The sequence below is a fragment of the Frigoribacterium sp. R86507 genome (assembly GCF_044597695.1).
Taxonomy (GTDB): domain Bacteria; phylum Actinomycetota; class Actinomycetes; order Actinomycetales; family Microbacteriaceae; genus Frigoribacterium.
In genome coordinates, this window is the sequence record NZ_CP139002.1 from 2153326 (window position 1) to 2166108 (window position 12783).

General features: G+C 72.9%; 13 protein-coding genes. 5 read left to right on the forward strand and 8 right to left on the reverse strand.

The window, feature by feature from the left end; translation table 11 throughout:
- Positions 1 to 51: 51 nt before the first annotated feature.
- Positions 52 to 909: an NmrA family NAD(P)-binding protein gene (locus SJY14_RS10185; protein WP_396598818.1), complete on the reverse strand. Its 858-nt coding sequence runs from the start codon at positions 907 to 909 to the stop codon at positions 52 to 54.
- A 91-nt stretch (positions 910 to 1000) separates the two neighbouring features.
- On the opposite strand from SJY14_RS10185, the gene SJY14_RS10190 reads away from it, so the two are divergent.
- Complete coding sequence (locus SJY14_RS10190; RefSeq protein WP_083396040.1) at positions 1001 to 1369, forward strand: helix-turn-helix domain-containing protein; 369 nt, start codon at positions 1001 to 1003, stop codon at positions 1367 to 1369.
- Positions 1370 to 1409: 40 nt separating this feature from the next.
- Here SJY14_RS10190 and SJY14_RS10195 read toward each other — a convergent pair whose 3' ends face one another.
- From SJY14_RS10195 to SJY14_RS10215, 5 genes are read right to left on the reverse strand one after another with little or no spacing between them, the layout of a single operon-like run.
- Positions 1410 to 2636 (reverse strand): acyl-CoA dehydrogenase family protein, encoded by a 1227-nt coding sequence (locus tag SJY14_RS10195; RefSeq protein WP_396598819.1) that lies wholly within the window; start codon positions 2634 to 2636, stop codon positions 1410 to 1412.
- Positions 2633 to 4381, reverse strand: a complete 1749-nt coding sequence (locus tag SJY14_RS10200) for a dipeptide ABC transporter ATP-binding protein (protein WP_396598820.1) — start codon at positions 4379 to 4381, stop codon at positions 2633 to 2635. Before SJY14_RS10200 ends, SJY14_RS10195 begins: the two co-directional genes overlap by 4 nt.
- On the reverse strand, positions 4378 to 5346 hold the full coding sequence (locus SJY14_RS10205) for an ABC transporter permease (RefSeq protein ID WP_396598821.1): 969 nt from the start codon (positions 5344 to 5346) through the stop codon (positions 4378 to 4380). Before SJY14_RS10205 ends, SJY14_RS10200 begins: the two co-directional genes overlap by 4 nt.
- Positions 5343 to 6290 carry an ABC transporter permease gene (locus SJY14_RS10210; RefSeq protein WP_396598822.1) on the reverse strand — a complete coding sequence of 316 codons (948 nt, stop codon included), beginning with the start codon at positions 6288 to 6290 and terminating at the stop codon, positions 5343 to 5345. Before SJY14_RS10210 ends, SJY14_RS10205 begins: the two co-directional genes overlap by 4 nt.
- Entirely contained in the window at positions 6287 to 7954 is a 1668-nt protein-coding gene (locus tag SJY14_RS10215; RefSeq protein ID WP_396598823.1) for an ABC transporter substrate-binding protein, read from the reverse strand. Before SJY14_RS10215 ends, SJY14_RS10210 begins: the two co-directional genes overlap by 4 nt.
- Before the next feature lie 181 nt (positions 7955 to 8135).
- Here SJY14_RS10215 and SJY14_RS10220 point away from each other — a divergent pair, with 181 nt between their 5' ends.
- From SJY14_RS10220 to SJY14_RS10230, 3 genes are all read left to right on the forward strand, one after another.
- Positions 8136 to 8405 carry a hypothetical protein gene (locus SJY14_RS10220; protein ID WP_396598824.1) on the forward strand — a complete coding sequence of 90 codons (270 nt, stop codon included), beginning with the start codon at positions 8136 to 8138 and terminating at the stop codon, positions 8403 to 8405.
- Positions 8406 to 8490: 85 nt separating this feature from the next.
- Positions 8491 to 9891 (forward strand): dihydrolipoyl dehydrogenase family protein, encoded by a 1401-nt coding sequence (locus SJY14_RS10225; RefSeq protein WP_396598825.1) that lies wholly within the window; start codon positions 8491 to 8493, stop codon positions 9889 to 9891.
- A gap of 53 nt (positions 9892 to 9944) precedes the next feature.
- The gene (locus SJY14_RS10230) at positions 9945 to 10556 is read left to right on the forward strand and encodes a histidine phosphatase family protein (RefSeq protein ID WP_396598826.1); all 612 of its coding nucleotides are present in this window, start codon (positions 9945 to 9947) and stop codon (positions 10554 to 10556) included.
- A 34-nt stretch (positions 10557 to 10590) separates the two neighbouring features.
- Here SJY14_RS10230 and SJY14_RS10235 read toward each other — a convergent pair whose 3' ends face one another.
- Positions 10591 to 11259 (reverse strand): DNA-binding response regulator, encoded by a 669-nt coding sequence (locus SJY14_RS10235; RefSeq protein WP_396598827.1) that lies wholly within the window; start codon positions 11257 to 11259, stop codon positions 10591 to 10593.
- A 119-nt stretch (positions 11260 to 11378) separates the two neighbouring features.
- Here SJY14_RS10235 and SJY14_RS10240 point away from each other — a divergent pair, with 119 nt between their 5' ends.
- Entirely contained in the window at positions 11379 to 11660 is a 282-nt protein-coding gene (locus SJY14_RS10240; protein WP_396598828.1) for a GlsB/YeaQ/YmgE family stress response membrane protein, read from the forward strand.
- 107 nt (positions 11661 to 11767) lie between these two features.
- Here the strand turns inward: SJY14_RS10240 and SJY14_RS10245 are convergent, their stop codons facing one another.
- Positions 11768 to 12727: an alpha/beta hydrolase fold domain-containing protein gene (locus tag SJY14_RS10245; RefSeq protein WP_396598829.1), complete on the reverse strand. Its 960-nt coding sequence runs from the start codon at positions 12725 to 12727 to the stop codon at positions 11768 to 11770.
- Positions 12728 to 12783 lie beyond the last annotated feature (56 nt).

Here is a 12783-nt window from a genome sequence, read left to right on the forward strand (position 1 = left end):
GTCGCCCCGGCACCGCGCCTCCTGCGGTCTCCCGTCCTGCGGTCGGCGTGACTACGCCGAGGCGGCGGAGAGGGCCTCGACGAGCGGGGTCGTCGGGCGGCCGATCAGACCGGAGAGGTGGCCGCTCGTGTCGGCGAGCAGCCCGTCGCGGATGTTGCCGTCGAGCGCGACGACGAAGCCGACCGTGCCCTCGTCCAGGCCGAAGCCGCGCAGGCGCTCGGCGTGCTGCTCGGGCGTGAGCGACTCGTAGCGGACGGGTCGGCCCGTGACGACCGAGAGCGCCTCGGCGAACTCGTCGAAGTCCCAGGCGTGGTCGCCGGACAGCTCGAAGGTGCGACCGGCGGTCGACTCGTCGAGGGCCGCGACCGCGGCGGCCTCGGCGTAGTCCCGACGGCTGGCGCTGGCGAGACGGCCGTCACCCACGCTCGCGGCGACCACGCCGGAGTCGCGGGCGGTGGCGATCTCGCCGACGTAGTTCTCTGTGTACCAGCCGTTCCGCAGCAGCGTGGCGGGGACGCCGGAGGCGGCGAGGTGCTCCTCGGTCGCCTTGTGCTCGGGCGCGAGGATCAGGGGCGAGGTCGAGGCCGCGAGGACGCTCGTGTAGACGATGCGGGCGGCACCGGCGGCCTTCGCGGCGTCTATCACGGCGGCGTGCTGCGGGACCCGCTGGCCCACCGCGTCGCTCGAAATCAGGACGACGACGTCGCCCGCGTCGATGACCGCGGCGATCGTGTCGGGTCGGGTGTAGTCGAGCTCGGCGGTGCGGACGCCGCGCTCGGCGAGGTCGGCCAGCTTCGAGACGTCGCGCGACGTGGCGACGACGCTCTCGGGGGCTGCGCCGCGGGCGAGGAGGGCCTCGACGACGAGGCGGCCGAGTTGACCGGAGGCGGCGGTGACGATCGTGGACATGGTGTTCCTTTCGGTTGCGTGCCGGGGACAACGACGACGATCCACCGGGACTTCCCATGTGCAGGTACGCACCTTTTCGTAAGCTACTGACGTGGACGTCGGAATCGTGAACCCTGCCCGCCCTGCCCCCTCCGGCCGTTTCCCGGCGGAGTGCCCGAGCCGCGTGGTGCTGACCCACGTGACGAGTCGGTGGGGCGTGCTGATCCTGCTGGCGCTCGAACGCGGGCCGATGCGGTGGGGCCAGTTGAGACGGGAGATCGAGGGCGTCAGCGAGAAGATGCTCGCCTCGACCTTGAAGACCCTCGAGGCCGACGGCATCGTCCATCGGGCCGCCCAGGCGACGATCCCGCCGCGGGTCGACTACTCGCTGACAGAGCGCGGCACCGACCTCGCCGCGCGCCTCGTGCCCCTGATGGACTGGATCCTCGACAACGCCGACGAGATCGTCGCGGGCCGATGACCGGTCGCTGCCCCACCTGCGCCCCGCGCGGGCCGCTCCCTCAGGCCTGCCCGGTGGACCAGAAGTAGGTCAACGGGGCGTCGTTGACGAGACGGTCGCCGATCACCCGCTGCTGCAGCACGACCGGGTTGTGCGACGAGAGCGTCCTCGCGTTCCGCCAGTGCCGGTCGAGTGCCCGGTCGCGGTCGGTGGCACTGGCTCCGCCGACCTCGAACAGGGTGCTCGTCGCCCGGAGGGCCACCTCGACCACCGTCACCTGCGCCCGGATGGTGACGAGCTCGGACGCCTCGATCAGTTCGAAGGCGTCCGGGTCACCGGTCACCACGGCGTCGTGTGCGCGGTCGATCGCCTCGGCCGCGCTCAGCACCAGGGACTCGGCCGCGAGGGCGTCCGCCGAGACCCGCCCCACGACCGACTGGACCAACGGGTCGGCGGCGGCCGTCGCCGCGACGCCCTGGCTGTAGGCGCGGGTGCGGGTGCGCACGAACTCGACGGCATCACGTTCCGCCGCCGACGCGACGCCGGCCAGCGAGGCCAGCAAGACGGTCTGCAGGAAGGCCGGCAGGGGCGTCCGCCGCTCGTCGCGCTCGGGCCGGATCTGGGACGGCTCGACCCGCACGCCGTCGAACCGGGTCGTCCCACTCCCGGTGAGCCGCTGGCCGAACCCGTTCCAGTCGTCGCGGACGTCGACCCCGTCGTCGTCGACCCGCACGGTGACCCCGACGACCCGGCCGGTCGGCGTCGTCGCGGTCACGGTCGTCCAGTCGGCGAAGAGCGTGCCCGTGCTGTAGTGCTTCTCGCCGTGGAGCCGCCAGCCGTCACCGTCCGGCACGAGGTGCGTCACGAGCGATCCCACGCGGGCGGCACTGCGCTCGTGGCTCGCGTTGCCGAACACCTCGCCCGCCGCGACCTGCTCGAGCCAGAGGCCGCGCCGCACGAGGTCGTCCGAGGTGTCGAGCAACAGCTCCTCGACGAAGGCGAAGTGCGCCCGCAGCAGCTGCGGCAGGTTCGAGTCGGCCCGCGCCAGCCGCACGAGCAGGGCGAACAGGTCGGAGGGCCGGGCGCCGGAGCCGCCGAGCCCGACCGGCACGGTGACGGCCGTGAAGCCGGACTCCGCCAGCTGCCGCACCTGTTCGAACGGCAGCTCGCGCTTCAGCTCGCGGTCGACGGCGCCCTCGGCGATGCGCTCGAACACGGGCTCGAACCGGGCGAGCAGGTCCTCGCGGGTCGGCGTGGCCGTCGGTGCGATGGTGGTCGTGTCGGTCATCGGGGGTCTCCGGTGGGATCGGTGGTGGTCGTGGTGGTGTGGGTGGTGGTGGCGGCGGACAGGCCACCCCCGGGGACGGCGGCGAGCAGACGGCGCGTGTATTCGGCGACGGGACGCTCGAGCACCTGCTCGACCCGCCCCTCCTCGACGACCCGTCCGTCCTTCAGGACGAGCACCCGGTCGCTCACGTGCCGGATGACGCCGAGGTCGTGCGAGATGAACAGGGCCGACGTGCCGTAGCGGGCGCGGATGTCGGCCAACAGGTCGAGCACCTGCGCCTGCACCGAGACGTCGAGGGCGCTGACGGCCTCGTCGAGGACGAGCACGTCCGGGTCGGTGGCCAGCGCGCGGGCGATGGCCACCCGCTGGCGCTGGCCGCCCGAGAGGGTCGACGGGTGTCGGCCGGCCAGGCCGGGGTCGAGCCCGACCCCCACGAGCAGGTCGTCGACGCGGGTACGGGCGTCCGTCGTCGCGGCACCCTGACCGCCCCGCGCGCTCGCCGCGGCGCGGATGGCTCCCGTGACGAGCTGGCCGACCGACCGACGGGGGTCAAACGAGCTCAGGGGGTCCTGCGAGACCGTCGCGATGCGCGGCCGGTCGGGTCGACGCTCCCGCTCGCGCAAGGCCGACCAGGGCCGGCCCTCGAACAGCACCTCACCCTCGTCCGGGGCCGTCAGGGCCAGGGCGATCGCGGCGGTGGTCGACTTGCCCGAGCCCGACTCGCCGACGATGCCGAGGGTCTCGCCCGCGTGCAGGGTGAACGAGACGTCGTCGACGACCGTGCGGGTGACGCGGTCCGGCCCGCGGTAGCGCTTGCTGACGTGACGCACCTCGAGCACGGGGGTGCCCGGCGCGGGGACGGGCCGGTCCACGGGACGCGCGGCGAGGGTCGCCGGAGCCACCGACGAGAGGCGGCTGCCCCGGGCGTGCGCGGTGGGGATCGCTGCCAGCAGACGCTTCGTGTAGGGGTGGCTCGGCGCCCCAAGCACCTGGTCGATCGGCCCCTGCTCGACCACGATGCCGTGCTGCATGACCACGACCTCGTCGGCGAGTCGTTCGACCACACCGAGGTCGTGGCTGATCAGGACGAGCCCCGCGCCGCCGGTGCGCAACTCGTCGAGGAGGGCGAGGATCTGCGCCTGGACGGTCGTGTCGAGCGCGGTGGTCGGCTCGTCGGCTATCAGGACCGCGGGCTCGAGGGCCACGGCCGCGGCGATCAGCGCGCGCTGCCGGAGGCCTCCGGACAGTTGCGAGGGCAGCTGGCGGGCCCGGAGGCGCGGTTCGGGGACGCCGACCCGCTCGAGCAGCTCGATCACCCGGGCCTCGCGGGCCCGTCGATCGCCGTACCGATGGACGCGGAGGGGCTCCGCGATCTCGGCCCCGACGCGGCGCAGCGGGTCGAGCGAGACGAGGGCGTCCTGCAGGACGTAGCCGATCTCACGCCCACGCAGGCGCTGCCAGTCGCGATCGCCGAGGTCGGTGAGGTCGCGACCCGCGAGCCGGAGGGTCGAGGCGGTCGTCGCGGCGGTGTGGCCGTTGAGCCCGAGCAGCGCCTTGGCGGTGACGCTCTTCCCCGAACCGGACTCCCCCACGATGGCCGTGCAGCGCCCGGCCTCCACGGTGAACGAGACGTCGCGGACGACCGGGTGGCCGCCGAAAGCGACCGACAGGCCCCGCACGTCGACGAGCGGGCCGGCCGTGTCGAGTCGCACGGCCTCGGGGTCGAGGACGGGCTCGGGGCTCATCGCGCGCCTCCCGGGCTGGTGAGGGTCTGGATGCTGCGGCCGACGGCCGTCAGCGACAACGCGAGCAACACGATGACGACGCCTGGGAAGAAGTCGAGCCACCAGGCCTGCTGCAGGTAGTTGCGACCGGCGTTGAGCATCGCGCCCCACTCCGGGGCGGGGGGCTGGACGCCCATGCCGAGGAAGCCCAGCGCTGACGCCCAGACGATCGCCTGGCCGATGCCCAGGGTGACCAACACGGTCAGGGGCCGGAACGCGTTGGGCAGCAGGGTGTGGACGAGCACGTGGACCGGTCCGTGGCCCAGGGCGCGTTCCGCCTGGACGTACGACGAGTCCCGCACGGCGAGCACCTGGCCCCGGACCATCCGGGCGTAGCCGGGGATCGTGGCGACGCCGACGGCGAGGATCTGCGTCCCGGCCGAGTTGCCGGCGATCGCGACGAGGATGAGGGCGAGCAGGATGCCGGGGAACGCGTAGAGCACCTCGATCACGCGGGTGACGACCGCGTCGACGGCCCGACCGCCGAGTCCCCCGAGCAGGCCCAGCAGCGTGGCGCCGGCCAGCCCGAGGGCGGTCGCCCCCACACCGATCAGCACCGACTGCCCGGCCCCGTGCACGACGCGCGAGTAGACGTCGCGCCCGGACTGGTCCGTGCCGAAAACGTGCTCGGCGCTCGGTGCCGCGAAGCTCTTCGCGAGGTCGATCGCGAGGGGGTCGGCCGGTGCGAGCAGACTCGGCCAGACCGCCGCGAGGAGCACGGCCGCGATGAAGGCCGCGGCGACCCAGGTCGAGACCCGGCGGAGGGGGTGGGAGGCGCGGCGCACGCGACGCGGGCCGGGCGCGGTGGCTACCGGGTCGGCGTCGTGCGGACCGGCCTCGTGCGGAACGGCCTCGTGCGGTCCGGTCGGCCGGTCGGGCGCGGCGAGGACGGGGGGCGCCGCGGTGGTGGTGGACGTGGTGCTCATGCAGGTGCTCCGATCGTGGTGCGCAGCCGGGGATCGACGGCGACGTACGCGACGTCGGTGAGGACGTTCGCGACGACGTAGACGAGGGCCACGACGAAGGTGATGCCGATGACGAGAGGGAGGTCCTGCGCGTTCACCGCGGTGACCAGCACCTGGCCGACTCCCTGGCGGGCGAAGACGACCTCGACGACGACCGCGCCCGAGATCAAGGAACCGAGGCCCCAGCCCGAGAGGGTGATGCCCGGCAGGGCGGCGTGACGAAGGAGGTGTCGTGCCCGGACGGCGGCCTCGGACAGGCCACGAGCCCGTGCCGAGAGAGCGAACGGCTGGTCCTGGGCGTCCTCGAACTCGTCGCGCGTGACCTGCCCGAGGAAGCCGGCCAGCGGGATGGCGAGGGTCAGGGCCGGCAGGACGAGACCGGGCAGTCCCGTGCCGATCACCGGGAACCAGCCGAGGCGCACGGCGAAGACGAGCAACAGGACGAGGCCGAGCCAGAACTGCGGCAGACCGGCCGCGACCGTCTCGACGACCGAGCCGATCCGCCCCAGGAGGCCGCGCCTCCCGGCGGTGAGCAGCGTGGACGTGATCGACAGCAGCCAGGCGAGACCGAGCGCGGTGGCCGTGAGGGCCAGGGTCGAGCCGAGCTGGCCGCCGATCACGCTGACGACCGACTGCTTGAGCGTGTAGGACTCGCCGAAGTCGAGCCGGACGAGGCCGAGCAGGAACGACCCGTACTGCGCGAGCAGGGGACGGTCGAACCCGTACTGGGCCGTCACGGCGGCGACGGCCTCGGGTGTCGGGTGGGCGGCCGCGCCCCCGAGGATCGCGACGGCCGGGTCGCCGGGCACGGCGTGCTCGAGGAAGAACACGATGGTGCCGACGGCCAGCAGCAGGACGACCGACTCGGCGACGCGGCGAGCGATGCGGAGGACCCAGGGGTTCATCGGTCGCCGCCGTCCACGAAGTAGGCGTCCGACAGCACCGGCTCGCCCTCGGAGGGCTCGATCCACACGTCCTTCACCCGGTTCGAGATGCCCAGCCGGGTCTGGATCGGGTAGAGCGGCAGGCTCCAGGCCTTCGAGGTGAGGATGCGCTGGGCCTCGGAGTAGAGCGCCGCCTGTTCGGTCGAATCGGTGGTGGCCGTGCCCGCGATCAGGACGCGGTCGAGCTCGTCGTCGGAGGCGAAGGCCGAGTTCTGGCCGTTGCCGACGTCGAGGGTCGCCTTCGAGTACTTGATGTACATCACGTGCGGCGTGGGGCTGTTCCAGTAGTTGCCGATGAGGTCGTACGCGTCGGGGTCGCCCCAGACGGCGTTCATGCTGGCGGAGTCCAGCGCCTCGAGGTCGACCTCGATGCCCACCTCCTTCTCCATCGCCTGGATGTTCTGCAGGATCGTCAGGTCGGCGGGCGGCGTCTCGGCACCGTCGGCGTTGTAGGGCAGGCGCACGGTCAGGGTCTCTCCGTCCTTGGTGCGGTGTCCGTCGGTGTCGCGGCCGGTCCACCCGGCGTCGTCGAGCAGGCGGTTCGCCTCGTCGGGGTCGTACGGGAACGGCTCGTGGTAGGCCTCGTCGTAGTGCGGCGTGCCGGACGAGACGGCGTCGCCCTCGTACGGGAACACGCCGGCGTAGGCGCTCTCGACGGCGGCGCGGGCGTTCGAGGCGTGGACGAAGGCCTTCCGCACGCGGATGTCGTCGAACACCGGGCTGGTCGTGTTGAGGTCGAGACTGAACGGCGAGCCCGAGTGGACGAACTCCTGCAGGCCGATCGCCGGGTCGGCCTCGGCGAGCTGCTGGCTCTCGGGCGGCACGTTGAAGATGACGTCGGCCTCGCCCGAGCCGAGCGCGCCGTACCGGGTGGTGTTGTCCTTGAGGAACCGCCAGGTGATGCCGTCGAGGTAGGCGGGGCCCTGGTGCTTCGCGTCGGCGGGGGCCGAGTCGTAGTCGTCGTTGCGCACCAGCTGCACGTCGCGGCCGTGGTTCCACGCGACGACCTCGAACGGTCCGGTGCCGACCGGCGACTCGCAGTTCTCCTCGAGGCCGCGCGCCATCGCCGTGGGCGACTCGATGCCGAAGAACGCCTGCGACAGGGCGGCGAGCAGCGGCGAGTACGGGCGGGACAGGTCGATGCGGACGACGTGCTCGGACAAGGCGGTCGCGCTCTCGAAGTACCCGGTCAGGTACAGCAGGTCGGTCGACGACTGCGTGGCCGGGTCGAGGATCTGGGTGAAGTTGTCGACGACGGCCTGCGCGTCGAGCGGCGTGCCGTCGTGGAACTCGACGCCCTCCTTCAGGGTGAAGTCGTACTGCGTGCCGTCGTCCGAGATCGTCCACGAGGTGGCGAGCCAGGGCACGACGCTGCCGTCCTCCTGCAGCGAGACGAGGGAGTCGAGGTACTGCCGGGCGACGTAGGTCTGGGGCATGTCCCCCGAGTTGTGCGGGTCGAGGCAGGTGGGCTCGCGGTCGGTGGCGTAGACCAGGGTGCCGCCGCGGACCGGGCCGCGGTCGACGACCTCGGCGGAGGCGGCACCCGAGCAGCCGGCGAGCAGCGCGACGAGCGCGGCGGCGGTCGTGGCGACCACGGGGAGGCGTCGGGAAGGAGGTCGGAGCATGGGCGAACCTTTCGTCGAGGCCCGAACCTACGGACGTGTCGACCCCCCGACCAGTCGCGTGACGCCACGCGACACCCGTCGTCTCAAACCGTCACACGCGGCCCCGGGACTTGCGCCGGCGTCTTGAGCCCACCGGCCCGCAGACGTACGGTGGAGAGGTCGACGACGACTAGGGGGCTCCATGGACGACGAGACGACACAGGACCGAGGCCGGCTGAGGCTGCACCGGCCGACGTTCCGGGGATCGGCGGTCGGGTGGGGCATCTCGGCCGTGGTGTGGCTGTCCTGCTTCGTGGGCTCGGGTATCGGCATGATGCGCGAGGGATCTCCCGGTGTGCTCGGCGTCCTCTTCCTCGTCGCCCTCGGGCTGGCGAGCGCGGTGTGCGTGACGGGCACGGTGTCGACCATCCGGCATCCCCGTCCGGCGCCCCCGGCCCGGGACGCTCCCTAGCCTCCGCCGTCGTCGACGGCTTCCGCCCATCCGCACCTGGTTGAGTTCGCCCAGACGACCGACGCGACGAAGGGACAGGCAGCACATGGGCATCTCGGAGAAGGACTACGACGTGGCCGTCATCGGCGCCGGTCCGGCGGGCACCGCGGCAGCCCTGCGGGCGGCCGAGCTCGGGGCTCGTGTCGTCGTCGTCGAGGCGGGGCGCGTCGGTGGCACCTGCGTGAACACCGGGTGCGTGCCCACGCGGGTGCTGGCCAAGACGGCCCGGCTCATCCGCGAGACCCGACATGCGGACGTCTACGGCGTCGACGTCGCTCCCCCGACGATCGACTGGGCGTCGACCGTCGCGCGCGTCCGGGAGCGCGTCGACAAGGTGCGGTCGATCAAGCGGGAGGCCGAGCGGTTCGAAGCCGCGGGCGTCGAACTGGTCCACGAGGGTCGGGCCCGGTTCGTGGACGACTCGACCCTCGTCCTCGACAGCGGCCGCACCCTCTCGGCGGAGTCGATCCTCGTCTGCGTCGGCGGACATTCGCGCCGACTGCCCATCCCGGGGAGCGAACTCGCAACGGTGCCCGAGCACGTCCTCGACCTGCCGACCCTCCCCCGTCGGGTGGCCGTGATCGGCGCGGGCAACACGGGCGCGCAGCTCGTCACCGTCTTCGATGCGTTCGGCAGCGCGGTCACGCTCCTCGACGTCGCCCCGCGGGTGCTGATGGCGTCGGATGCGTCGATCTCGGAGGCGGTCTCCGCCGCGTTCGTCGAGCAGGGCATCGACGTGCGCACCGGGATCGACGGCGTCGAGGGCCTCGCCCGGTCCGACGACGGGTCGATAGTCCTGACCTGGCGGCAGGACGACGCCTCATCCTCTGCCGAGTTCGACGTCGTGATCATGGCCACGGGGTGGCCGGCGGACGTGGAGGACCTCGGTCTCGAGAAGGCCGGCATCGAGGTGGAACGCTCGACGATCCCCGTCGACCGGTACTTCCGGACCGTCGTGCCGCACGTGTTCGCCGTGGGCGACGTGAACGGCCGCGACATGCTCGTCCAGGCCGCCCAGTTCGAGGGCGAGGCCGCCGCCGAGAACGCCGTCCTCGGCGCCAACCGCCGCACGCCGCACCACCTCCTTCCGGCCGGTGGGTTCACCGACCCGGACTACGCCGGCGTCGGCCTCACCGAAGAACAGGCCCGTGAGGCGGATGAGTCGTGCGTGGTCGTCACGATCCCGTACTCGACCGTGGACCGGGCCGTGATCGACGACCGCGAGACCGGGTTCCTCAAGCTGATCGCCGACCGTCGGCGCGAACTCGTGCTCGGCGCCCACGCCGTCGGCGAGAACGCCGTCGAGGTGGTCCAGGCGGTCACCACCGCCATGGCCGGCGGTGTCGACGTCGCCACCCTGGCCGAGGTGCGCTTCGCCTACCCCACCTACAGCGCCGTGATCGGCATGGCGGCCCGGGCCGTGCTGGCGTCTCGCACCGCGCGCTAGGAGCCGGCGGGCACCGTGGCACGATGGACGTGCCGCCCCGACAGAAAGCCACGATGCGCCTCCTCCTCATCCGCCACGGCGAGACCGCCGACAACGTCGCCCGCACCATCGGCTCGCGACCCCCGGGCCCGCCGCTCTCTCCGCTCGGCCGCGAACAGGCCGCCGACCTCGCGAGGGCCCTGGTGCACGAACCGCTCGTCGCCGTGCACTCGTCGCGCCTGCGCCGGGCCGGTGAGACCGCCGCGATCGTCGCCGTAGGCCTCGGTCTCCCTCACCACGAGGTCGACGGTGCCCACGAGATCGACGCCGGCGACCTGGAGGGGCTGCCCTACGCCGAGGCCCTGCCCCGGTACGCCGGCACCATGCAGCAGTGGTGGACCGATCCGGAGGCGCGCATCCCCGGAGGCGAGAGCGGCACCGAGTTCACGGCCCGGTTTCACGCGGCGGTCGATCGGGTCGTCGCGTCGACACCGGCGGACTCGACCGCGGTGCTCGTCTCGCACGAAGCGGCCATCTGCGTCTGGGCGGCCGACACCGCCCGCAACCTCGACGCCGAGTTCAGCCGCACCCACGGGCTGCGCAACACCGGTTCGGTCGTCCTAGAGGGCTCGACGGAGGGCGGCTGGATCGCCGTGTCGTGGGACGGCGAACCCTTGGCGCACTGAGCCGAGCGTCCGTCGACAGGCCGCAGCGCGCCTCCTAGGGGCCGCCGAGCCAGTGGTCGATGCGGTGGTGGTCCGGGCGGAAGCCGTTCTGGACGCCCCACAGCACGGCCTGCGTCCGGCTCGTGGCGCCGATCCGCCGGTAGACCGACCGGATGTAGGACTTGACGGTGTTCGGGCTGAGATAGGTCAGCGCCGCGACCTCGGCGTTGCTCTTGCCCTGGGTGATCAGGGCCAAGATCTCGGACTCACGATCGGTGATGCCCTCGCGGCGGCCGGGCCAATCGAGGCCCGGCGCGCTCGGCGCGCGCCCCCGCACGTCGCTGACGACCTGCTCGCCACGATGGACCGCCTCGAGTGCCTCGACGAGCTCGCGGGCCGCGAGGGTCTTCGACAGGTACCCGTGCACGCCTTGCGCGAGCGCCGCCTCGACGAGCTCGGGGTGGAAGTTCCAGGTGTAGACGACCACCTTGCCGGCCGCGGGGTTGGCGACCAGCTCGGCGAGCTCGTGGTGGTCGGACTCGGGCTGGGCGAACGAGTCGTAGAGGACGACGTCGACCCGGTCGGACAACGACGTCGTGGCGTCGATCTCGGCGACGACCACCCGGTCGCGGTAGCGGTCGAACATGTGGGCGAGGCCGGCGAGGACGACGTCGTAGTCGTCGACGAGGGCGACGGTGATCGACCGGGTCGGGGCGAGGGGCATGAGGACACCATCCCACCCCGAGGGGTGTGCCGCCACACCTCCAGGGGTGGTCTGCTGAGTCATGCGACGCCACGGCACCGACGGTGCCGGTCGCTCATCTCTCCCGGAAGGAGAACACCATGATCGGTCTCATCATCAGCTTGCTCGTCGTCGGCCTCATCGCAGGGTTCATCGCCCGCGCGGTCGTCCCGGGCCGCCAGAGCCTCTCCATCGCCATGACGATCCTGCTCGGCATCATCGGCTCGTTCGTCGGCGGGTTCCTCGGCTTCCTGCTGTTCCAGCACGACCCGACGGACGGCTTCTTCCAGCCCGCCGGTATCATCGGCTCGATCATCGGCGCGATCGTCGTCCTGGTCGTCTGGGTCGCCGTCTCGGGTCGCCGCAGCGCCGCTCGCCGCTGATCGCTGGTCGCCGCCGGGGTGGCTGTCCCACAGCCGCCCCGGGTCGCGCCGACGCAGGAGCACGCGCCCGGCCCCGTCGGGCCGCCGCGTTCGGTGCCGCCCCGGGCTCAGATCGCGAGCGAGCGGCGCAGCGTGCGGACGATCTGCGCGCGGGCGGCACGACCCGATCGGATGGGCAGCAGCGGGTACGCGTGCACGTCGCCCTCGCCTTCGTGCCACTCGAGCTCGACGCCGGCCGCCGCGGCACGCTCGCGCAGGAGGTGCGCGTCGGGGTTCAGGACGTCCCGCGTCCCCGTGAACACCGTCACCGGTCCGAGCCCTGCGAAGTCGCCGAACAGGGGGCTGACGACGGGGTCGCGCAGGTCGAGCTCGCCCCGCCAGTGCTCGGCCAGCACGCGTCCGCCGGGTGTCCCGAGCCACGGGTCGGACGGCTGCACCTCGGGGATGCGGGGGTTGCCCCAGGTCAGGTCGAGCGCGGGGGCGATCAGCACCGTACGGGCGACGACGACGCCCGCGTCCCGCAGCGACAGGGCGGCCGACAGCACGATCTGACCGCCGGCCGAGTCCCCGGCGAGAGCGACCGGGCCGTCTGCCGAGGCGACCAGGTCGAGGATGCCGACCCGCGCCTCCTCGGCCGTCCCGTACGGGACCAGGGGGTAGATCGGCAGGACGACCGTCGTGCGGGCCTCGGCGGCGAGCTGCGCGACGAGGTGCCAGTGCTGCGACACGATCTCGCCCACCCAGCCGCCGCCGTGGGCGTAGACGACGGTGCCGCGCGAGGCGCCGTCGCGCCGCCTGATCGTGTAGACGGGCCAGCCGCCGCGCTGCTCGACGTCGACCCGGACGTCGTCACGGAGGACGGCAGGCGGGCCGTAGGGTGCCGGCCGGAGGGACGCCCGTCGGATGCGCCGACGCGCCCCGGCCTCGGTGACGAAGGTGCGGTTCGCCCCGGTCGCCCGGAGGAACATCGGGACCGCCGCCCGGGGCAGGACGAGCCTGGCGGCGAGGGGCACCCGGACGGTGTCGTGGGAGGTGCGGGAGGGCTTCCGAGGGAGGCGCGTGGTCACGGCCGCGACGATACCCCGGCGGCTGCCCGACGGAGCGCCCATCGGCGCGCCTGAGG